Below are 21,177 nucleotides of genomic sequence, written 5' to 3' on the forward strand. Positions count from 1 at the left end.
TGGGACGGGGAAGGACCGGGGGCGGAAGGCGGTGCACGGGTGGGCTCGGGAGGGCTGGAACTGCCCCCTGGTGGCGAGGGTCACGAGGGGAACTCCCCAGACGTCCCGCCCGGCGCGGTGTCCCTGGCCCGCCCGATGGACGCCGGGTCCATCGGGCCGGAACTGGACTGGGGCGCCGATGCCTGGCTCGAGGTGCGCACCCGCGCGCAGCGGGCCGGCCGCGCCTACATCTGGCTGAACCTCGTCGAACAGCGGCTGCGTGCGGTCGTGGCCGCTGTCCTGCGCCCCATCTACGAACCCGTCCACGGGGACGAGTGGGTGACCGCCGCGGCCGGGCCGGCCGGTCAGGAGTGGGTGCAGCGCGCGGTCGCCGTACGGGAAGTGAGCCGCCGCAAGGGCTACTTGCTGGACCCGGCCGACGACAACGTGCTGAGCTTCCTCACCCTGCCCCAGCTGCGCGAGCTGATGGTGCAGCACTGGCCGTGCTTCGAGCCGTACTTCGACGAACGCCGGGACCTCGAACTCGCCCTGGACGAGCTGGAGGTGACCCGTAACGTCGTCTCCCGCAACCGGGCCCTGTCCGAGGCCGTCCTGAACCAGGCCGAACGTGCCTCGGCCAGACTGCTGGAGATGCTTGGCGCGGGCGGCGACGTCCCCTCCGCGCGCCGGCTGCCCGTCGACGCCGTCGAGGACCTCGTCGGCGACCGGTACGCCGACGTCGTCGCCGTGCACTCCGACCGGGTACGGCTGCTGCGCCGCTTCCCGGCCGAGGAGATCTTCGGCGGCGCGCGCCGCCTGGATGCCATCGGCATCGGCCTCAACCTGCTCGTGCAGAACTTCTCCGGCCGCCGTCTGGTCCGCCTCGCCGAGGCCGGGTGCAGGGTGCGGCTGCTCTTCCTGAACCCCGCCTCCAGCGCGGTCAAGCGCCGCGAGCGCGAACTCGGGATGAAACGGGGTGAACTGGGCCGCTCGGTGGAGATGAACATCCTGCACATGCGCCGGGTGCGGTCCCGGCTGCGCGATCCGGGGGCCTTCGAGATCCAGGTCTACGACGAGACGCCCCGCTTCTCCGCCTACCTGGTGGACGGCGACGGCGCCGACGGCGTCGCGGTGGTGCAGTCCTATCTGCGCGGGGCGCGCGGGATGGAGTCGCCGGTGCTGGTGCTGCGCAACGGCAGTCACTTGGTCAAACCGGACGACGTCGAGGAAGCCGGACTCCTCCCGACATACCGTGAGGAATTCGAGCTGGCTTGGGCTGATTCGCGCCCGGTGTCCTGAACTGTCCAGCCGGCTAAGCGGAACGTGCCCCTCGGATTGTCAGTGCCGCGTGCGAAGGTGGACGCCACTGGGGGAAAGCACCACCAAGAAGGGGGGCCGCCCATGGGCTGGCACCGGGAGCCGCTGATCGGCTTCGACCCGGAGACGACCGGGACAGGTCCGCATGAGGCGCGTATCGCCACCGGCAGGGTGATCGAGGTCAGGGCCGGTGAGCCCACAGGCCGCCGGGAACGGCCGGCGGATCCGGGCGAGGAGATCCCGGCCGACGCCGTGGCCGTGCACGGCATCAGCGACGAACGCGCTGCCGCCGAGGGCGGACCGGCGCACCAGGTCGCCGACGCCGTCGCGGATATACGGGTCGCCTACGACGCCGTCCTTTCTCCGCACGCCCGGATGGCGCCTCAGACGGCTCACGTCGTGCGGATGAACGGGGCCCTGCGATGACCTGGATCAGCGAGCCCTTGGTGGCCTTTGACCTTGAGACCACCGGAACCGACATCGAGTCGGACCGGATCGTCACCGCGGCAGTGGTGGCGGTGGAGCCCGAGGGGCGCGTTTCGCAGGAGTGGACGTGGCTGCTCGACCCAGGGGTGGCCATCCCGGAGGAGGCGACAGCGATCCACGGCATATCCACGGATCGTGCCCGCGCAGAGGGGATGCCGGCTGCGCACGCGATCGACGAGATAACGGCGACCCTCGCCGACGCACTTCAGTCGGGGACCCCGCTCGTGGTGATGAACGCACGTTACGACCTGTCGCTGCTGGATCGTGAGTGTCGACGTCACGGGATCGAACCGCTGGTCGAGCGGTTGCGAGGGACGCCCGCGCCGGTCATTGACCCGTTGGTCCTGGACAAGCACGCGGACCGGTACAGGAAGGGCAGGAGGACCCTCCAAGCCCTCTGCGAGCACTACGGCGTTACGCTCCACGAGGCGCACACCGCTGTCGCGGACGCGCTGGCCGCGGCGCGTGCCGCACGGAGAATGGGAGCCAAACACTCGACCATAGGGTCGATTGCGCTGGCTGACCTTCACGACCTCCAGGTCCGGGCGGCGGCGGAGCAGGCGGTGTCCCTGCAGAGTTACCTCCGACGCACCTCGAATCCCGAGGCGATCGTCGAGCAGGCTTGGCCTGTCGTGCCGTACAGAGGCTGATCCCTGCCGGTCTGCAAACTCCTGAGAGGCCGTGGCGTTGCATGGTCGGTCCCAGATAGAGCTGAGACAACGCATGCATGCGGTGGAACTGGGCTTCAGATGGTCGGTGCGGGAGGTTCTCCACATCCGGCGAGCAGCTCTTCAATGGCTGAGCGGATCGACTCGTCCTGGACAAAACCCCGCCAGCCGCCGCTGTTGCGGAGTCGCTGATCACGGGTCAGCGCGGCGAGCAAGAGCGGGACAGCGGGCCGGCCCGCACTGCCGGTCTGGGCCAGGTAGCGTACGGCGGGGAGCATCACCGGGAGGAAAGAGCCCTTGGCCAGACCCTGCACAGCAGCAGTCAATACCGGGGCGGTGGTATCGGCATCGCCCGTCACGGCCCAGAGTGCGTGAGCCGCTTCGATACGGGTCCAGGGATCGTTGTCGGTGGTCAGGGACCGGAGTTGCTTCGCGTAGCAGGCAGCATGCGGGCCGAGGTCGGCGAGCATCCGCAGGACGGGCCGTGGAATGCTCGCACCGGTAGCGACTTCGCCGAGTGCTTCCACGGCTGGTGCGGCCTCGCCGCCGACCTTCCAGTAGGCCCAAGCTGCAAGTTCCGCGTGCGCTCCGCGGGTGCTCGACCGGGCCAGCAGCAGATCTTGCGCGCGGTTCGCCGCCGCTCCGATCCCTGCAAGCGCCCGCGCTGCCGCGGCCCAGGCCCGGTCGTCCTCCAGGAGGCCAAGCAGTTGCGGAACCGCTGCCTTCGCAGCTGGGCCCCAGCCGGCGAGCACCTGGCAGAGCTGGTTGAGCACACGGTTGTCGGTCGCGGTTTCGAGCTGTGCACCGATGACGGGCACGAGCGGCTCAGCATGATCGAGAAGCTGGCCCAGGACCTCATGGAGTGTCGGGAGCACGGCATAGTGCCAGCCAGCGGTCACGGGGTAGCCGGCGGAGCTCGAAGCGAAGCCCGACCGCGTATCGGCCATCACCTCGATCAGGGCTGGTACGCAGCGTGGATCGTTCATCCGGGCCAGCGTCCACAGTGCGGCCTCTGCGACGGTCTCCCCTTTCCGGGTCGCACGGGATGCTGTGTCGCCGAGCAGGACGGCAGCCTCGTCGGCATGGGCCGCGGCGGCCGTACCGAGGCATGCCAGTAGCTCAGTCGCTCGGAATCGGACCTCGGGAGAGGGATCGTCCAACCGGACAGAGAGAGCAGGAAGGAGTGCAGCGCTCGCCGAGCGCCATTCCGCCAGCAGCCCGCCTGCCTGGGCAAGGGCGCCGATTCGCTGGTCGACATCGGGATGGTCCTTCAGAAGACCGAGGGCGAAGGTGATGGACGGCCCAGTGAGCAGTGCCGCAGTCCAGCGGTGAACGCCCCCGACGCCGGCTTCGACGGTGCTGGTGTGGCGCCACAACTCGACGCTCGGGTCACGGACTTCTTCCAGCAGCAGGTCGATCCGTCGTGCGGGAAGGTTCGGGTCGGCCGTGGCCAGCGCGTGCGTTGCCGCCAGACGGATCTGCGTTTGCGGGGCGTCAAGGAGTCCGTGGAGCCACCCCAGGACCGCGGCGGCCTGTGGGCCGACGGGTTCGCGGTGGGCCGCCTGGCCGAGCGCGAGAACCAAGTCGAGACAGGTCGCCGGATCGGTCTCCGCTTGCCAGCACTGCACAAGCGCTGACAGTACGAGTTCACCGGGACTGTCACAGACACCAAGTACGTGGGCTGCGCCCCGGCGGATCTCCGGGGCGGGATCGGTGAGCAGGCCGAGTACATCCGGCAGAACCTGCTCCCATGCCGGCTGCCAGCCGGGATCCAGGAGCTTCCCGGCGACCTGTCCCGCCTCGGCGGCCAGCCTCGACACCAGTTCGAGCATCACGCGACGACACGAGAGCAACGCATCCGGGCTCGCCGCCAGCCGTACCAGAAAGGGCAGCGCGGCCGGGGCCGCTGAACAGATCCAGCCGCCCTGGTGGAAAAGGTGATCGAGGAGCTCGAGGGCCGCGTCGTCGACATCCTCCTGGACCGGTCCTGCGCACCGGCGCAACAGGGCAGGCACGTCCTTGGCAGATCCGTGGTTGTGTTTCAGAGCCGCCCAGTCAACCGCGCCCAACCCCTTCCACATGCTCGCGACCTTACCGCTCGGCGCGCAGACGACGAGAGCTTGGCCGTGGCGTGGAGGCGGCGCTCCGACTGCTGTGGCCTTGAGACGGATCCGGCCCGTCCGGCGGACGAGCTGGGGTAGGCAGGGCTGTGATGATCAGCCGACTCCGCGTTCCGGGTCAGCCTGGCGGCAGGTGGCGAGGTCGCCGCGTCAGCGCCGGGCCGCGAACCCTCCCGGCCTCGGATCCGGCCTCAGAACGAATGCCACCGCACCGTCTCGTCTCCGTTCCGCAAGGACGCCACCCGGCGCTCGAACTCGGCCAGCGCCTTCGGACTGCTCGGCGTGTGCTGCGCGACCCACGCGCAACTGGCCGTCTCGCGAGCCCCGCGGAGCACCCCGCAGCCCTCCCACTCGCGCACGTCCCACCCGTAGGCGTCGGTGAACGCGTCGTAGGCCGCGGCGGACAGGCCGTACCGGTCCCGGGACAGGGCCATGACCACCAGGTCGTGCTCGCGCAGGTCGGCGGAGAAGGTCTCCAGGTCGACCAGCACCGGCCCCTGTGGGCCGACGTGCACATTGCGCGGCAGCGCGTCCCCGTGGATGGGCCCCGGTGCCAGACGGGGCGTCAGCGCGGCGATGGCAGCCGCGAAGCCGTCCCGGCGCGCCCGCAGATACGCCGCGTCCTGCGGGTCGATCGCCTCGCCCGCGAGCCGCAGCCAGCGCTCCACCCCGGCCAGCAGCTCACGGGGCGGCAGTGCGAAGGAAGGGGCGGGCAGCGCGTGCACGATCCGCAGCAGCTCGGCCAGGTCCCGGGGTCCGGCCGGCCGTACCGGATCGGGCAGCCGGTGCCAGACGGTCACCGGGTGCCCCTCCACGAGCAGCGGCTTCGGCTCGGCCGCCCGCACCGCCGGCACGCCCTTCTCCGCCAGCCAGCCGGCGATGTCCAGTTCGCGCCGGGCCCGCTCCAGCAGCTCGGCGTCGCGGCCCACCTTCACCACCAGGTCTCCGGCGGCGAACACCGCGTTCTCACCGAGGGCGAGCAGCCGAGCGTCCCCGGTCCGGCCCGGCAGCAGCCCCGCCGCGGCCAGTACGTCCCGCGCCCGAGCCTCGTCCATCGTCCGCCTCCGTGCCCTCGTCCCGTGCCGTGCGTGCCCCGACCGTCTCCGGTCCACGGCTTCTGGTCAGTCTCGCATTCGCACAGGCCGGACCGTGGAAAAGGGCCTGTCGGCACCGTGCGGTGCCAACAGGCCCAGGGAAGGCGCCGACGCATCAGACCGTCAGTCGCTCGCCCTCCCCGTGGACCGGTGCCGTAGCCGCCTCGGACGACTCGTCGTGGGTGAGGTCCGGCAGGCGGTTCAGCCACTTCGGCAGGTACCAGTTGCGCTCGCCGAGCAGCGCCATCACGGCCGGCAGCAGCACACCGCGGATGATGGTCGCGTCGATGAGGACCGCGGCGGCCAGACCCACGCCCATCTGCTTCATGGACTGCATGGACAGCGTGCCGAAGATCGCGAACACGGCGACCATGATGACGGCGGCACTGGTGACCACGCCCGCCGTGGTGACCACGCCGTGCTGGATCGCGTCCTTGGTGCTGCGACCACGCATCCGGGCCTCGCGGATCCGGGAGACCACGAACACGTGGTAGTCCATGGACAGCCCGAACAGGATCACGAAGAGGAACAGCGGCAGCCAGGTCACGACCGCGCCGACACCCTCAGCGCCCACCAGCGAGGCGCCCCAGCCGTGCTGGAAGACGGCGACGAGGATGCCGTAGGCGGCGCCCACCGACAGCAGGTTGAGCACGATCGACGTGATCGCGACCGTCAGCGAGCGGAACGACAGCAGCATCAGCAGGAAGGCGAAGACGATCACGAACACGAAGACCGGGATGACGGAGCCGAGCAACTGGTCGTTGAAGTCGTGGTTGCCGGCGACCTGCCCGGTGACCGGCGCGTCGAGGCCGGCGACCTTGCCGAGGGTGGCGGGCCTGACCTCGTCGCGCAGCTTCTCCAGGCTCTTGACCGCCCGGTCCATGTCCGAGCCGCCGACCAGCGGCACGTCCACCACGGCCACGTTCTGCGCGTCGTGCAGCTTGATGTCGACCGGGCCGCGCGAGGCACCCGACGCGATCGCCTGCCGCTTGAAGTCGGCGAGCGCCTGCCGCACCTCGGGCGCGTTGATGTCCTTGGCCCGCACGACGACCTGGGCCGGCTCGCTGCCGCCCGGGAAGGCGTCGTTGACCCGGTTGTACGTCGCCACGATCGGCAACGAGTTGCCGAACTCCTGGTCCAGCGTGAGCTGCTGGGTCTTCATGCCCAGCGCGGGCGCGGCGACCGCGAGCAGCGCACCGCCGGCCACGAGCGTGGAGACCAGCGGCTTGGCCAGCACCGCCCGCAGCACGGCGGTCCAGAACCGGCTCTCGCTGTTCGCGTCGGAGCGACGCCGGCGGCGGAGGAAGGGGATACGCCCCTTCTCGACGCGCTCGCCGAGCAGCGACAGCAGCGCGGGCAGCACCGTCACCGAGCCGACCATGGCGACGGCGACCACCATCAGCGAGGCCAGGCCCATCGCCTCGAACTCGGCGAGCCCGGTGAACAGCATGCCCGCCATCGCCACGCACACCGTGACACCGGAGACGACGACCGCCCGGCCGCTGGTGGCGGCGGCGATCCGCAGCGCGGTGCCCGCGTCCCGCCCGGCGGCCCGCTCCTCGCGCTCGCGACGCAGATAGAACAGGCAGTAGTCGACGCCGACCGCCATACCGACCAGCAGCATCACGGAGTTGGCGGTGTCGCTCATCGCCTGGACGTGGCTGACGATGCCCATCAGACCCATCGTCGCCATGATGGCGGTGATCGCGAGGGCCACCGGCAGCAGAGCGGCCACCAGCGCGCCGAACGCGATCAGCAGGATGCCGAGCGCCACCGGCACCGCCGAGTACTCGGCCTTCTGGAAGTCGTTGCCGTAGGCGTCCTTGTACTGCTTGCCCATGCTGGCGCCGCCGATCTCCTCGATCCGCAGCGATTCGTGCTTCTTCTGCACCCCGGAGACGGCGTCCAGCACCGGCCCGACCCGGTCGGCGGCCGTCTTCGCGTCGCCCCGCACATCGAACTGGACGAGCGCGCTGCGCCCGTCCCGGGAGATGGAGTGCGTGTCGTAGGGCGACGTCACCGAGGTGACCTTGCCGGTGGCGTCGACGGCCTTGACGATCTCGGTGACGGCGGACCGGAACTCGCCGCTCTCGGCGGTCGTCGAGCCGTCCTTGGACTGGATGATGACGGTCTCCGAGGCCGCGTCCTTGATCCCCGCGTCGTCGAGGATCTTCGCGGCGGTGTGCGTCTCTCCCTTGAGCTGGTCGCCCTCGTCCACGTCGACCCGCCCGGCCGCCTGGCCGAGCCCCATGGCCAGGACCACGAACAGCACCCATATGCCGACGGCGGCCCAGCGGTGCCGAGCGCTCCAGCCGCCGGCGCGGGCGGCAAGACCACGCGCCCGCACCTCTGTGTTCCCCATGTCGGGTGTGCCCCCTCGTGTGCGGTGACGGCCCCCTGCCGCCACGTTTCTCGCTCTCCTACGACGGTATGGGCCGGATAAGGATGTGACGTCGTACTCCCCGGTGAAATGAGCCTCCGCGCTCTCGTCGCTGGGTATGACCGTGGCCCCTTACACCTATCTGCGGTTGTCGGGGGCGGTCTCGGGGACGAAGCCAGGGGTGTCCGTTCCGTCATCAAGATCCACTTTGTGGATGGCGAAACCTTGTTGAACAAGTCACAGGTGCGTGAAGAGGTTGATCCGGCGCCGATGTTCGGCCAGAGTTTCGCGCAGCCCGGCGCACCACGCGGGCCCTGCGGCCGTCGTGCCCGCCCCCACGGGGCACGACGGCCGCTCTATGGTGTGCGGATGACGACCTATGCGGCGCTGCTGCGCGGAATCAACGTCGGCGGCAGCAGAAGGCTCCCGATGGCCGACCTGCGCACCCTCATGAGCAGTCTCGAGCTCGACGGCGTACGGACCCATCTGCAGAGCGGGCAGGCCGTCTTCACCACCGAACGGGGCGACGAGCAGTGCCTGGCGGACGAGTTGGGCCGGGCGATCGAGGCACGGTTCGGCTTCGCGGTCGACGTGATCGTACGCGGCCACGCCTATCTGAAAGCCGTGGCCGAAAACTGCCCCTTTCCGGCCGTCGAACTGGAGGCCAGGCAACTGCACGTCACCTACTTCTCCGCACCCGTCACCCCGGACCGCTACGCAGAGATCGACCAGGCCGCCTACCTCCCCGAGGAGTTCCGTCTCGGAGACCGCTGCCTGTACCTCTACGCCCCCGAAGGCCTCGGCCGCTCCAAGCTCGCCGAAGTGCTGTCCCGGCCGCGCAGCACCCGGGGGCTCGTCGCCACCAGCCGGAACTGGAACACCGTGCTCAAACTGGTGGAGCTGACCCGGCAGCCGGCTCAGGGCGCCTGACGGGGCCCGCCGGCCGGCGGATTCCGGGGCCGGGGGCCTGCGCCCGTGTGCGAGGCTCTGCCCCATGCGCTACATCATCATCGGGGCGGGGGCGGTGGGTGGCACCGTCGGCGGGCGGCTGGCCCAGGCCGGGCACGAGGTCGTGCTCGTCGCGCGGGGCCGGCACCGGGCGGCGCTCGACGATCACGGGCTGCGGCTGCGGGTGCCGGAGGGCGAGCTGACGTACCGGCTGCCCGTCGTCGACGGACCGGGGCCGCTCGGCGCGCTGCGCCCCGACGACGTCCTCATGCTGGCCGTGAAGACCCAGGACACCGTTGCCGCCCTGGAGACCTGGGCCGACGTGCCCGTGACGGACGGCGGCCCGGCCCCGGGCTCACCCTCCGGCCCGGCAGGGACGCGGGCCTGGGAGCGGCTGCCCCTGGTCTGCCTGCAGAACGGCGTGGAGAGCGGACGGCTGGCGCTGCGCCGCTTCCGCCGCGTGTACGGCGTCTGCGTCTGGCTGCCCTCGACATTCGTGGAGCCCGGCGTCGTCTGCGCCGCCGGTACCCCGCTCACCGGCGTCCTGCACCTCGGCCGGCTCCCGCACGGCACCGACGGCACCGCCCACCGGATCGCCGCGGACCTGGAGGCCTCCCGCTTCGAGGCGCCGGTCGTGCCGGACGTCGCCCGCTGGCAGTACGCCAAGCTGCTGGGGAACCTCGGCAACGCCCTCGAGGCGGTGAGCGGGCCCGTCACCGGCGAGGCGGCACGGGAGCTGTACGCGCGCGTGCGGGCCGAGGGCGAGGCCGTGCTCGACGCCGCCGGGATCGCCCGCGCGAGCGCGGAGGAACAGCAGGCGGCGCGCGGCGACAAGGTGACCCTGGTGCCGCTCGACGGTGCCCAGCGCGGTGGCGGCTCCTCCTGGCAGTCACTCGCCCGGGGCACCGGCACCATCGAGGCGGACTACCTCAACGGCGAGATCGTTCTGCTCGGGCGCCTGTACGGCGTACCGACCCCGCTGAACGAACTGCTCCAGCAACTCGCCGACCGGTTCGCGCGGGAGGGCAGGGCCGCGGGCTCCCTGCCGGTCGCCGAGCTGGTCCGCATGGCCGGCCCGGCCGTCCGGCAAGGCGGTTGACCTCCGGCGGGCACGTCGAGTGGGGCACGTCGAGTGGGGCACGTCGAGTGGGGCATGTCGAGTCGGGCACGTCGAGTGGGGCACGTCGAGTGGGGCACGTCGCGTGGGGCACGTCGAGTGGGGCACGTCGAGTGGAGCAGTGAAACAGTTGTCGATTGGGCCGGGATCTTGCGCCACTGTCGCACTAACGTCGTCACCATGACGACGCAGTACCCCACGCCTTCCGAGACCGGCCGCACGGCGGCCGGCACGACCACCCGTACGACCGAAGCGGGTTCGACCCGGGTCGACTTCTACTTCGACGCCGCCTGCCCCTTCGCCTGGATCACCTCCCGCTGGATCCTGGAGGTCGAGCGGGAGCGCCCGCTCGACCTCCGCTTCCGGCCCATGAGCCTGTTCCTGCACAACATCGGCAACGAACTCCCCGACTGGTACCGGGACCTGGTGGACCGCTCGATCGGCCCGGTGCGCGTCGCGGTGGCCGCCGCCGAACGGCACGGCGACAAGGTGCTGCGCGATCTGTACACCGCGTTCGGGACGCGGATCCACGAGCGGGAGATCAAGGACTTCGACGTGGTGATCGCCGAGTCCCTCGCCGAACTCGGGCTCGACGCCGACCTGGCGGACGCCGCCCACGACCCGTCGTACGACGACGCGGTCCGCCGCAGCCACGAGGCAGGCTTCGAGCCCGACTCGGACGGGTACGTCGGTACGCCCACGATCCATGTCGACGGCACGGTGTGGTTCGGACCCGTCCTGCGGGCCATCCCGCGCGGTACCGAGGCCGTCGAACTCTTCGACAGCTTCCGGGTGCTGGCCCGCCAGCCCGACTTCTTCGAACTCAAGCGCACCCGCACCGGAGCCCTCCGCTTCGACTGACAACGCTTCGGCCGAGCGGATACCGGCCGGCTGATCCCGGCTGGTCCCGCGTCGGCCGGACCGCCCCTGAGCGACGAGGGACCGGCCGATGAACAACCCTCCGGAGCGCCGGCCCGTCCCCGCGTGTGACACGGACGCCGGGCACGACGCAGAACCAGGAGCCGGCCGCGGTACCGGCGCCACAGGGGAGCGCCGGGACCGCGGCCGGCCCTTTTCCGCACCTGCGGCCCGGCGGATCGGTGGGCGTCTGCCGAACTCCGGGACAAACCCCCTCGGTTGTCCCTAGGGTGTAGCGCGCGGAACGGCCAGAGGGGGCTGAGGAGCGTGCGGTCGACGGGCGTGGACCGCCCAGCTGGGCGGCAGTTTCCGGCCGCTTCCGCACGGCCGCGACGCACGGTTCACCGACCACAGCGCCTGCGACAACCCCCCACCGGTCGTGCGCGCCCGCACCCACGACCTCGGTGATCCGGCGGCCCCGGCCACCCCCTGGAGCAGGAGTGAGAAACAGGACATGAGCGCATACAGCTACGGGCCCGCCCATGGCCCCGGAGGCTATGGCGACCGCGCACACGGCGGCCTCGATCCGGAGGGACTCGTAGAGCTCGCGGAACACTTCTTGCAGACCCTGCGCGCCGAATACCCGGGGCTCGCCGGTTACGGGGAGATCATCAAGGGCGAGCTGGAACTGGCCGCCGAGGACGGCGGGCCGCCCAACCGCGGCCGTATCCGCAACGCGCTGGAGGTCGTCTGCATCAGCGCCTTGGCCGGCACCGGCAGTCTCGGCTACGTCCAGCAGTTCACGCACCTGCTGGACCTGTGACCCGGCGGGCCGCTGCGCCGTCCGGGGGGAGCGGCCCGCGGCCCGTCAGGCGCCGAGCGCCGCCCGCACCGGAACAGCCGCCTCGTCGTAGCGTTCCAGCAGTACCCGGGCCACCTCGGGCGCCGCGCCGAGCACCTCCGCGAGGACGTCCGCACCGGCCGCGCCGCGGGCGATGCGGTCCGGCAGGAAGCCCGGGGCGAGCACATACGGCGCGACCGCGACCCGCTCGCAGCCGCGAGCGCGCAGCTCCCGCACCGCGTCCTCGGTACGCGGAAGGCAAGCGGAGGCGAACGCAGGCCGCACGGCGCACCAACCGGTGTGCCACCACTCCCGCGCGATATCAGCGATCACTGCGATCGCCTCCGGGTCTGAGGACCCCGCCGAGGCCAGCACGACCCCGGTCGAGGACTTGTCGGCAGGCGTCAACCCTGCCTCGTACAGGCGCCTCTCCAGGCCGGACAGCAGCAGCGGGGACGGGCCGAGCACGTCCGCCTGCCGGATCCGCAGCCGCGCCGGCGCCTCCCGCAGCACGGCCGGGATGTCGGCCTTGGCGTGGAACGCCCGCGTGAGCAGCAGCGGCAGGGCGACGACGTCCCGCACGCCGTCCGCCGCCAGCGACTCCAGCACCCCCTGCACCGAAGGGACGTTGAAGTCCAGGAAGCCGGTCTCCACGCGCAGCCCGGGGCGCAGCGCCCGCACCCGCTCCACCAGGGCGTGCACGGTCGCCGCGTGCCGCGGATCGCGGCTGCCATGGGCGATCACGACGAGGACGGGGCGAACCGGTCTGCCGTACATGGCGCCTCAGCTCTTCACCAGCAGGCCGCGGCTGCGCAGGACCCAGCGCTCCAGCGGGCTGAAGATCAGCAGGTCGATGGCGATGCCGACGAACAGGATCAGGAAGATCGCCTCGAACACCATGGACATGGAGCTGGCATTGCGGCCGTTCTCCAGCAGCGCGCCCAGGCCGACGCCGAGGTCCGGCGAGGACGCGATGATCTCCGCCGCCATCAGTGAACGCCAGGAGAAGGCCCAGCCCTGCTTCAGGCCCGCCAGATAACCGGGCAGCGCGGCCGGCAGGACGATGTGCCAGGCGCCCTTCAGGCCCGAGGCGCCCATCGTGCGGCCCGCCCGCAGGAACAGCGGCGGCACCTGGTCGATGCCGGAGACCAGCCCGTTGGCGATGGAGGGCACGGCACCGAGCAGGATCACCGCGTACATCATCGAGTTGTTCAGGCCCAGCCAGATCACCGCCGGCGGCACCCATGCCACCGACGGCAGCGACTGCAGGCCGGACAGCACCGGGCCGATGGCCGCGCGCACGAACTTCACCCGGGCCACCAGCAGTCCCAGCGGGGTGCCGATGGCCAGCGCGAACAGGAAGCCGAGCAGGCCGCGCGAGACGCTGGTCCAGATGTAGTCGAACAGCGTGCCCTCGAGCCAGGAGTTCCTGAACTCGCCCGCCACGTCGGCAGGGGAGGGCAGCTTCGTCGGATCGTCGACGATCTTGAACGTGATCAGCGCCTGCCACCCTGCCAGTACCACCACGGTGGCCACGAGCGGCGGCAGGATCTTGTTGGCGAAAGTCTGCCGGAACGAGGTCCGGGACGGGCCGGCGACGGCACTCTCCAGGGCGTCCAGGCCCGCTTCGAGACCACCGGTCGGCTGGTTGCCCGCGGCCCGTGCCGCGCCGGTGTCGGTGAGGCCCGTCTTCGTCTCACTGCTGGCCATGACGGCGGATCTCCCCACGCAGTACTTCGGTGATCTCAAGGGACAGTTCGGCCACCGGGGCGTCCTCGATGCGCCGCGGCTGCGGAATGTCCACCTGCCACTCGCGGGCCACCCGGCCCGGCCGCGAGGACAGCAGCACGACACGCTGCGCGAGCCGCACCGCCTCGCGCACGTTGTGCGTGACGAACAGCACCGACAGGCCCGTCTCGGCCCAGATCCGGGTCAGTTCGTCGTGCAGCAGGTCACGGGTGATCGCGTCCAGTGCCGCGAACGGCTCGTCCATCAGCAGCAGCTGGCTGTCCTGGGCGAGGGCACGGGCCATGGCGACACGCTGGCGCATACCGCCGGACAGCTCGTGCACCCGCTTGCCGTACGAGCCGCGCAGCCGGACGAGTTCGAGCAGCTCCTCGGCCCTGCCGCGCCGCTCGTTCTTCGCGACGCCCCGCAGCTTCAGGGCGAGTTCGATGTTCTTGCCCGCGGTCAGCCACGGGAACAGGGCGTGCTCCTGGAACATCAGAGCCGGACGCCCGTTGGTCGTGATGCTGCCGGCGGAGGGCTTGTCCAGCCCCGCCACCAGGTTCAGCAAGGTCGACTTGCCGCAGCCCGAGGCCCCCAGGAGGGTGACGAACTCGCCCGGCGCGACATCGAGGCTGATGTCGTCCAGGACGAGCTGCGTGCCGCCCGGTCCTGCGAATGACTTCGAGACGCGCTGGATGCGTGCCGCCTGTGCGATGGCCTGATCGGCCGTGGCGAAGGTCGTGGCCATGGTCGTCACCTCCTGAGAACTCTTGGCTACGGGGCTTACTTGGCGACGCCGAGACCGGCGTCGCTGACGGCTGGCACGCCCTCGGCCTTGAGGACCTTGTTCAGGAGGGTGAGGTCGTAGATGCCGTCCAGCTCGGGGTGCTCCAGCAGACCGGCCTTCACCGCGTGCCGCGCCTCGGTGTCGAGGGTCGCGGCCAGCGGGTCGTCGGTGATCCGCAGGGACTTCCACGCCGGGTCCAGGACGTTCGCCGGCAGCTCCTTGCCGGAGTCGATGCCGAGCTGCCGGTTGGCCGCGGCCTTCGCCTCGTCCGGGTGGGCGTTGATCCACTTGTTGGTCTCGACGGAGGCTCTCAACACCGCCTCGACGGCCTTCGGGTGCTCCTTGAGGAAGCTCTGCCGCACGATGATGTTCGTGATCACGAACTTCTTGTCGGGCCACAGCGAGGACTCGTCCAGCAGCACCCTGCCGCCCTCGGCGACCAGCTTCGACGCGGTCGGCTCCGGCACCCACGCGCCGTCGACCGAACCGGACCGGTAGGCGTCGGGGATCACCTTGTTGTCGGTCCGTACGACCGACACGTCACCCTTGCCGCTCTGCGAGTCGACCTTCCAGCCCTGATCCGCCACCCAGTTGAGGAACGCGACGTCCTGCGTGTTGCCGAGCTGCGGGGTCGCGATCCTCCTGCCCTTGACGTCCTCGACAGACCTGATCTTCTTCGGGTCGACGACCAGCTTCACCCCGCCGGACGCCGAACCGCCGATGATGCGCAGGTTCCTGCCGCCGGACTTGGTGTAACCGTTGATCGCCGGGGACGGGCCGATCCAGCCGATGTCGATGGAGCCCGAGTTCAGTGCCTCGATCTCGGACGGGCCGGCGTTGAAGACCTGGTACTCGGCCCGCGTGGCGCCCAGTTCCTTCTGGAAGAAGCCCTTCTGGTTGCCGACCAGTGCGGTGGCGTGCGTCAGGTTCCCGAAGTACCCGATCCTGACGTGGTCGAGCCCGTCGGTCTTCTCGGCCCCGGCGGCGATCTTGACGTGGTCCTTGTCGTCGGCCCTGGAGCCGTAGCCGCACGCGGCCAGGGCGAGCAGGGGCAGCGCGGCGATCACGGCTGCGCCGCGACGGACGAGGGTGGAGCGGGTGGCAGGCACGGGAGGGTTTCCTCTCGTTGGCCCGGCGGTCACGCCCTGTCAGGTCGTGGCCGGGAGTTCGGCAGTGGTTCTTCGTCGCTTCCGGTACGGGGCGCGCATGCGGTGCGCGTACGTCAGTGCCCGCATCGGGCGACTCCGCCCTGCCCGCTGCCGAGGGCGCCGCTGCCGACACGGCCGCCCTCCTTCGCGAACGTCGAGTAGAAATCCGGAGCGTTCACGATCAGAAGTCCCAACCGTCTTCGTCCGCCGGGTTTTTGACCGGCTCGGGCGAGGCGAAGGACTCGCCGACCATGCCGGCGGTGAGCGTGGTGCCGTCGGCGGGGTCGATCAGGATGAAGGAGCCGGTGCGGCGCGAGTCGGCGTAGGAGTCGACCGGCAGCGGTTCGGCGGTACGGATCTGCACCCGGCCGATGTCGTTGGCGACGAGCTGTCCCGGGTGCGGGTGCAGGGACAGGTCGTCGAGCGTGAGCCGGGACGGGATGTCCCGGACGATCGCCTTCACCGTGCGGGTGCCGTGCTTGAGCAGCACCCGGTGCCCGACGGTCAGCGGCTGGTCGGCGACGTGGCAGACGGTCGCCTCCACGTCCTGCGTGGTGGGCGGCGCGTCCTTCGTCGGCACGATCAGATCGCCGCGCGAGACGTCGATGTCGTCCTGAAGCAGGACGGTCACCGACTGCGCCGTCCAGGCCACGTCGACGGGCTTTCCCAGCAGGTCGATGGCCGAGATGCGCGTGGTCCGCCCGGACGGCAGGATCGTGACCTCCTCGCCGACCCGGAAGGAGCCGGCCGCGATCTGGCCCGCGTAGCCCCGGTAGTCGGGGTGCTCGGCGGTCTGCGGCCGGATCACGTACTGCACGGGCAGCCGGTTGTGGCAGTGCGCGAGGTCATGGGTGACCGGCACGGTCTCCAGGTGCTCCAGGACCGTCGGGCCGCCGTACCAGTCCATGTTCGCGGACGGCTCCACCACGTTGTCACCGGCCAGCGCCGAGATCGGGATCGCGGTGACCTCCGGCACGCCCAGCTCGGTGGCGTACGCAGTGAACTCCTCGGCGATCGCGGCGAACACCGACTCCTGGTAGTCGGCCAGGTCCATCTTGTTGACGGCCAGCACCACGTGCGGCACGCGCAGCAGCGCGGCGATCGCCGCGTGCCGGCGGGTCTGCTCGACGACACCGTTGCGGGCGTCGACCAGGATCACCGTCAGCTCGGCGGTGGAGGCGCCGGTGACCATGTTCCGCGTGTACTGCACATGGCCCGGGGTGTCGGCCAGGATGAACCGGCGCCGGGGCGTGGCGAAGTAGCGGTAGGCCACGTCGATCGTGATGCCCTGCTCGCGCTCGGCCCGCAGCCCGTCGGTGAGCAGCGCGAGGTCGGGGCCTTCCTGGCCGCGGCTGGCGGACGCCCGCTCCACGGCCTCCAGCTGGTCGGCGAGGACCGACTTGGAGTCGTGCAGCAGCCGTCCGACGAGCGTGGACTTGCCGTCGTCGACGGAGCCGGCGGTGGCGAACCGCAGCAGGGTGGTGGCCGAGAGGGCCTCGGTCGTGGTCGTACTCATGCTTAGAAGTACCCCTCGCGCTTGCGGTCTTCCATCGCGGCCTCGGAGAGCTTGTCGTCGGCGCGGGTGGCGCCGCGCTCGGTGAGCCGGGAGGCGGCGATCTCGGCGATCACGGCGTCCAGCGTGGTGGCGTCGGAGTCGACGGCACCCGTGCAGGACATGTCACCCACGGTCCGGTAACGGACGAGCCGCTTCTCCACGCTCTCGCCGTCCTTCGGGCCGCCCCACTCACCCGCGGTCAGCCACATGCCGCTGCGCTGGAACACCTCGCGCTCGTGCGCGAAGTAGATCTCCGGCAGCTCGATGCCCTCGCGGGCGATGTACTGCCACACGTCCAGCTCGGTCCAGTTGCTCAGCGGGAACACCCGGACGTGCTCACCGGGCGCGTGGCGGCCGTTGTACAGGTTCCACAGCTCGGGGCGCTGCCGGCGCGGGTCCCACTGGGAGAACTCGTCGCGCAGGGAGAACACGCGCTCCTTGGCGCGGGCCTTCTCCTCGTCGCGGCGCCCGCCGCCGAAGACCGCGTCGAACTTCTCGCTCTGGATCTTCTCGGTCAGCGGCAGTGTCTGCAGCGGGTTCCGGGTGCCGTCGGGGCGCTCCTTGAGCACACCGCGGTCGATGTAGTCCTGTACGGAGGCCACGTGGAGGCGCAGCCCATGTGCGGCGACCACACGATCTCGGTACTCCAGCACCTCGGGGAAGTTGTGTCCCGTGTCCACATGGAGCAGCGAGAAGGGGATCACGGCCGGGGCGAACGCCTTCAGCGCGAGATGCAGCATGACGATGGAGTCCTTGCCACCGGAGAAAAGGATCACCGGGTTCTCGAACTCGCCCGCCACCTCGCGGAAGATGTGGACCGCCTCGGACTCCAACGCGTCCAGGTGCGACAGGGCGTACGGGGTGTGCGTACCGTTCGCGCCCTCGTCGTCCGTCGTTGCCTTGGCGACGGTGGTCATGCCAGTCCCCTCTCACTGAGCAGGGCGTACACCGACGCCGCGGACTCCTGCACGGTCTGGTCCTGCGATTCGATCCGCAGGTCCGGCGACTCGGGCTCCTCGTACGGGTCGTCGACCCCGGTGAGCCCGGTCAGCTCGCCCGCGGCCTGCTTGGCGTACAGCCCCTTCACATCGCGCACCGAGCACACCTCGACCGGCGTCGCCACGTGGATCTCCAGGTACGGCGTCCCGTTCCCCGCGTGCCGCCCCCGCACCGCGTCGCGGCTGTCCGCGTAGGGCGCGATCACCGGGACCAGCACCTTCACGCCGTTACGGGCCAGCAGTTCGGCGACGAAGCCGATGCGCTGCACATTGGTGTGCCGGTCCTCGCGGCTGAAGCCGAGACCCGCCGAGATGAACTCGCGGATCTCGTCGCCGTCGAGCACCTCGACGAGGTGGCCCTGCTCACGCAGCCGGCCGGCCAGCTCGTACGCGATGGTGGTCTTGCCGGCGCTCGGCAGACCCGTGAGCCAGACGGTGGCCCCGGTCGTCACGTGATTCTCCTGCTTGTCGGTCGAAGTCGTCATCCGTGCAGTCCGCACTCGGTCTTGGCGCGCCCGGCCCAGCGGCCGGCGCGCGCGTCCTCGCCCTCCAGGACGCGGCGGGTGCACGGGGCACAGCCGACGGAGGCGTAGCCGTCCATCAGCAACGGGTTGGTCAGCACGCCGTGTTCGACGACGTAGGCGTCCACGTCGTCCTGGGTCCAGCGGGCGATCGGGGAGATCTTGACCTTCTGCCGCTTCTCGTCCCAGCCGACGACCGGGGTGTTCGCCCGGGTCGGGGACTCGTCGCGGCGCAGGCCCGTCGCCCACGCCTGGTAGTCCCCCAGTCCCTCCTCGAGGGGCTGGACCTTGCGCAGAGCGCAGCACAGGTCGGGGTCGCGGTCGTGCAGCTTCGGGCCGTACTGCGCGTCCTGCTCGGCGACCGTCTGCCGCGGGGTGAGGGTGATGACGTTGACGTCCATCACGGCGGCCACGGCGTCGCGGGTGCCGATGGTCTCCGGGAAGTGGTAGCCGGTGTCGAGGAAGACCACGTCCACTGGGGCCCCGCCCTTGCGTACCCGGGAGGCCAGATGGGCGACCACGGCGTCCTCCATCGAGGAGGTGACGCAGAACTTCTCGCCGAAGGTGTCGGCGGCCCACGTGAGGATCTCCAGGGCGGAGGCGTCCTCCAGATCACGCCCCGCCTGCTCGGCGAGCGCCTTCAACTCGTCGGCGGATCGCTCGCGCTGAGGTGTCGTCATATCCGGTCATCCCCTCCGTTGTCGGCTCGCTGCAGCCCCCGGGCCAGCAGCCCGAGGAACTTCAGCCGGAATGCGCGGTTGCACGCCCCGCATTCCCAGGCGCCGTGGCCCTCTTCGCTCGGACGCAGGTCCTCGTCGCCGCAGTAGGGGCAGTGGAACGGCGCGGCACGCTCGCTCATGACAGGGCCTCCTCGGAAGCGCGCGCGGCCCAGGTCGCGAACCGCTCGCCGTCCTTGCGTTCGGCCTGGTAACGCCGGAGCACCCGCTCGACGTAGTCGGGCAGTTCCTCAGACGTCACCTTCAGACCGCGCACCTTGCGGCCGAAGCCCGCCTCCAGGCCGAGCGCGCCGCCGAGGTGCACCTGGAAGCCCTCGACCTGGTTGCCCTGGTCGTCGAGGACCAGCTGGCCCTTGAGACCGATGTCCGCGACCTGGATGCGGGCACAGGCGTTCGGGCAGCCGTTGAGATTGATGGTGATCGGCTCGTCGAAGTCCGGCAGGCGGCGCTCCAGTTCGTCGATCAGCTGGGAGCCGCGCTGCTTGGTCTCGACGATGGCGAGCTTGCAGAACTCGATGCCCGTGCAGGCCATGGTGCCGCGCCGGAAGGAGGACGGCCGGGCGGTGAGGTCCAGCGCCTCCAGGCCCTCCACCAGCGAGTCGACCTTGTCCTGCTCGACATCGAGGACGATCATCTTCTGCTCGACGGTGGTACGCACCCGGCCCGAGCCGTGTGCCTCCGCGAGGTCGGCGATCTTCGTCAGCGTGGCGCCGTCGACGCGGCCGACGCGCGGCGCGAACCCGACGTAGAACCGGCCGTCCTTCTGCCGGTGCACGCCGATGTGGTCGCGCCACTGCTGCACCGGCTGCTCGGGGGCGGGGCCGTCGACCAGCTTGCGGCCCAGGTACTCGTCCTCCAGCACCTGCCGGAACTTCTCCGGGCCCCAGTCGGCGACGAGGAACTTCAGGCGGGCACGGTTGCGCAGCCGGCGGTAGCCGTAGTCACGGAAGATCGAGATGACGCCCTCGAAGACGTCCGGGACCTCGTCCAGGGGCACCCAGGCGCCGAGGCGCACACCGAGCCTGGGGTTGGTGGACAGGCCGCCGCCGACCCAGACGTCGAAGCCCGGCCCGTGCTCGGGGTGCCGTACGCCGACGAACGCCACGTCGTTGATCTCGTGCACGACGTCCAGCAGCGGCGAACCGGAGATGGCCGTCTTGAACTTGCGGGGGAGGTTCGAGTACGCCTTGTTGTTCAGGACGCGGCGCTTCATCTCCTCCAGCGCCGGAGTGGCGTCGATGATCTCGTCCTCGGCGATGCCCGCCACGGGGGAGCCGATCATCACACGCGGGGTGTCGCCGCACGCGGTGACCGTGGACAGGCCGACGCCCTCCAGCCGGTTCCAGATCTCCGGCACGTCCTCGATCCGGATCCAGTGGTACTGGACGTTCTGCCGGTCGGTGATGTCCGCCGTGCCCCGCGCGAACTCCTGCGAGATCTCGCCGATCACCCGCAGCTGCCCGGTCGTCAGCGCCCCGCCGTCGATGCGCACCCGGAGCATGAAGTAGGTGTCGTCCAGCTCCTCCGGCTCCAGGATCGCGGTCTTGCCGCCGTCGATCCCGGGGCGGCGCTGGGTGTAGAGGCCCCACCAACGCATCCGGCCGCGCAGGTCGTTGGGATCGATCGAGTCGAAACCGCGCTTGGAGTAGATCGTCTCAATGCGTGTCCGCACATTGAGACCGTCGTCGTCCTTCTTGAACTGCTCGTTGCCGTTGAGCGGGGTCAGGTGCCCCACCGCCCACTGCCCCTCACCACGGTGACGGCTCACCTTGCGGCGGGGCGCGGCGGCGGCGGGGTTCTGTGGGGTGGCGGCCATGGTTTTTACGTCCTTCGGGACCGGCGGAAACGGCTCTGACCTGCGCATATAAGCGCATGCGGGCATGCGTGCGCACCCT

General features: G+C 70.6%; 19 protein-coding genes and 1 pseudogene. 7 read left to right on the top strand and 13 right to left on the bottom strand.

Annotated features, from left to right (window positions below):
* Window positions 1-39 precede the first annotated feature (39 nt).
* The 3 genes and pseudogenes from K7G59_RS05050 to K7G59_RS05060 all read left to right on the top strand — a co-directional run bounded on the left by K7G59_RS05050 (window position 40) and on the right by K7G59_RS05060 (window position 2,432).
* Window positions 40-1,278: an SAV2148 family HEPN domain-containing protein gene (locus tag K7G59_RS05050; protein ID WP_225830604.1), complete on the top strand. Its 1,239-nt coding sequence runs from the start codon at window positions 40-42 to the stop codon at window positions 1,276-1,278.
* 102 nt (window positions 1,279-1,380) lie between these two features.
* Window positions 1,381-1,644: pseudogene (locus K7G59_RS05055) on the top strand (3'-5' exonuclease); the annotation flags it as partial.
* A 74-nt stretch (window positions 1,645-1,718) separates the two neighbouring features.
* Window positions 1,719-2,432: a 3'-5' exonuclease gene (locus K7G59_RS05060; RefSeq protein WP_225830605.1), complete on the top strand. Its 714-nt coding sequence runs from the start codon at window positions 1,719-1,721 to the stop codon at window positions 2,430-2,432.
* Window positions 2,433-2,527: 95 nt separating this feature from the next.
* Here the strand turns inward: K7G59_RS05060 and K7G59_RS05065 are convergent, their stop codons facing one another.
* From K7G59_RS05065 to K7G59_RS05075, 3 genes are all read right to left on the bottom strand, one after another.
* Window positions 2,528-4,531 carry a hypothetical protein gene (locus tag K7G59_RS05065; RefSeq protein WP_225830606.1) on the bottom strand — a complete coding sequence of 668 codons (2,004 nt, stop codon included), beginning with the start codon at window positions 4,529-4,531 and terminating at the stop codon, window positions 2,528-2,530.
* Window positions 4,532-4,761: 230 nt separating this feature from the next.
* Window positions 4,762-5,625 (bottom strand): phosphotransferase enzyme family protein, encoded by an 864-nt coding sequence (locus K7G59_RS05070; protein WP_225830607.1) that lies wholly within the window; start codon window positions 5,623-5,625, stop codon window positions 4,762-4,764.
* 154 nt (window positions 5,626-5,779) lie between these two features.
* Complete coding sequence (locus K7G59_RS05075) at window positions 5,780-8,026, bottom strand: MMPL family transporter (protein WP_225830608.1); 2,247 nt, start codon at window positions 8,024-8,026, stop codon at window positions 5,780-5,782.
* A gap of 387 nt (window positions 8,027-8,413) precedes the next feature.
* On the opposite strand from K7G59_RS05075, the gene K7G59_RS05080 reads away from it, so the two are divergent.
* From K7G59_RS05080 to K7G59_RS05095, 4 genes are all read left to right on the top strand, one after another.
* Window positions 8,414-8,974, top strand: coding sequence for a DUF1697 domain-containing protein (locus K7G59_RS05080; RefSeq protein ID WP_225830609.1), 561 nt, complete (start codon window positions 8,414-8,416; stop codon window positions 8,972-8,974).
* Window positions 8,975-9,038: 64 nt separating this feature from the next.
* The gene (locus K7G59_RS05085) at window positions 9,039-10,091 is read left to right on the top strand and encodes a ketopantoate reductase family protein (protein ID WP_225830610.1); all 1,053 of its coding nucleotides are present in this window, start codon (window positions 9,039-9,041) and stop codon (window positions 10,089-10,091) included.
* A 198-nt stretch (window positions 10,092-10,289) separates the two neighbouring features.
* The gene (locus K7G59_RS05090) at window positions 10,290-10,970 is read left to right on the top strand and encodes a DsbA family protein (protein WP_225830611.1); all 681 of its coding nucleotides are present in this window, start codon (window positions 10,290-10,292) and stop codon (window positions 10,968-10,970) included.
* Between the two features lie 511 nt (window positions 10,971-11,481).
* Window positions 11,482-11,790 carry a hypothetical protein gene (locus K7G59_RS05095; protein ID WP_225830612.1) on the top strand — a complete coding sequence of 103 codons (309 nt, stop codon included), beginning with the start codon at window positions 11,482-11,484 and terminating at the stop codon, window positions 11,788-11,790.
* A 45-nt stretch (window positions 11,791-11,835) separates the two neighbouring features.
* Here K7G59_RS05095 and K7G59_RS05100 read toward each other — a convergent pair whose 3' ends face one another.
* The 10 genes from K7G59_RS05100 to K7G59_RS05150 all read right to left on the bottom strand — a co-directional run bounded on the left by K7G59_RS05100 (window position 11,836) and on the right by K7G59_RS05150 (window position 21,098).
* Complete coding sequence (locus tag K7G59_RS05100) at window positions 11,836-12,585, bottom strand: sirohydrochlorin chelatase (protein ID WP_225830613.1); 750 nt, start codon at window positions 12,583-12,585, stop codon at window positions 11,836-11,838.
* 6 nt (window positions 12,586-12,591) lie between these two features.
* Window positions 12,592-13,518: an ABC transporter permease gene (locus K7G59_RS05105; RefSeq protein ID WP_225830614.1), complete on the bottom strand. Its 927-nt coding sequence runs from the start codon at window positions 13,516-13,518 to the stop codon at window positions 12,592-12,594.
* Entirely contained in the window at window positions 13,505-14,284 is a 780-nt protein-coding gene (locus K7G59_RS05110; protein ID WP_225830615.1) for an ABC transporter ATP-binding protein, read from the bottom strand. The genes K7G59_RS05105 and K7G59_RS05110 overlap by 14 nt, the downstream gene beginning before the upstream one ends.
* A gap of 35 nt (window positions 14,285-14,319) precedes the next feature.
* Window positions 14,320-15,432 (bottom strand): aliphatic sulfonate ABC transporter substrate-binding protein, encoded by a 1,113-nt coding sequence (locus tag K7G59_RS05115; RefSeq protein ID WP_225830616.1) that lies wholly within the window; start codon window positions 15,430-15,432, stop codon window positions 14,320-14,322.
* Between the two features lie 220 nt (window positions 15,433-15,652).
* Window positions 15,653-16,987 (bottom strand): sulfate adenylyltransferase subunit 1, encoded by a 1,335-nt coding sequence (locus tag K7G59_RS05125; protein ID WP_225830618.1) that lies wholly within the window; start codon window positions 16,985-16,987, stop codon window positions 15,653-15,655.
* A 2-nt stretch (window positions 16,988-16,989) separates the two neighbouring features.
* Window positions 16,990-17,943, bottom strand: a complete 954-nt coding sequence (gene cysD / locus K7G59_RS05130) for a sulfate adenylyltransferase subunit CysD (protein ID WP_225830619.1) — start codon at window positions 17,941-17,943, stop codon at window positions 16,990-16,992.
* Entirely contained in the window at window positions 17,940-18,509 is a 570-nt protein-coding gene (cysC, locus tag K7G59_RS05135; protein WP_225830620.1) for an adenylyl-sulfate kinase, read from the bottom strand. Before cysC ends, cysD begins: the two co-directional genes overlap by 4 nt.
* Window positions 18,506-19,225, bottom strand: coding sequence for a phosphoadenylyl-sulfate reductase (locus tag K7G59_RS05140; RefSeq protein WP_225830621.1), 720 nt, complete (start codon window positions 19,223-19,225; stop codon window positions 18,506-18,508). Before K7G59_RS05140 ends, cysC begins: the two co-directional genes overlap by 4 nt.
* Window positions 19,222-19,404, bottom strand: a complete 183-nt coding sequence (locus K7G59_RS05145; protein WP_225830622.1) for a hypothetical protein — start codon at window positions 19,402-19,404, stop codon at window positions 19,222-19,224. Before K7G59_RS05145 ends, K7G59_RS05140 begins: the two co-directional genes overlap by 4 nt.
* Window positions 19,401-21,098, bottom strand: a complete 1,698-nt coding sequence (locus K7G59_RS05150; RefSeq protein WP_225830623.1) for a nitrite/sulfite reductase — start codon at window positions 21,096-21,098, stop codon at window positions 19,401-19,403. The genes K7G59_RS05145 and K7G59_RS05150 overlap by 4 nt, the downstream gene beginning before the upstream one ends.
* Window positions 21,099-21,177 lie beyond the last annotated feature (79 nt).

It is taken from the genome of Streptomyces sp. NK08204, assembly GCF_020400585.1.
Taxonomy (GTDB): Bacteria; Actinomycetota; Actinomycetes; order Streptomycetales; family Streptomycetaceae; genus Streptomyces.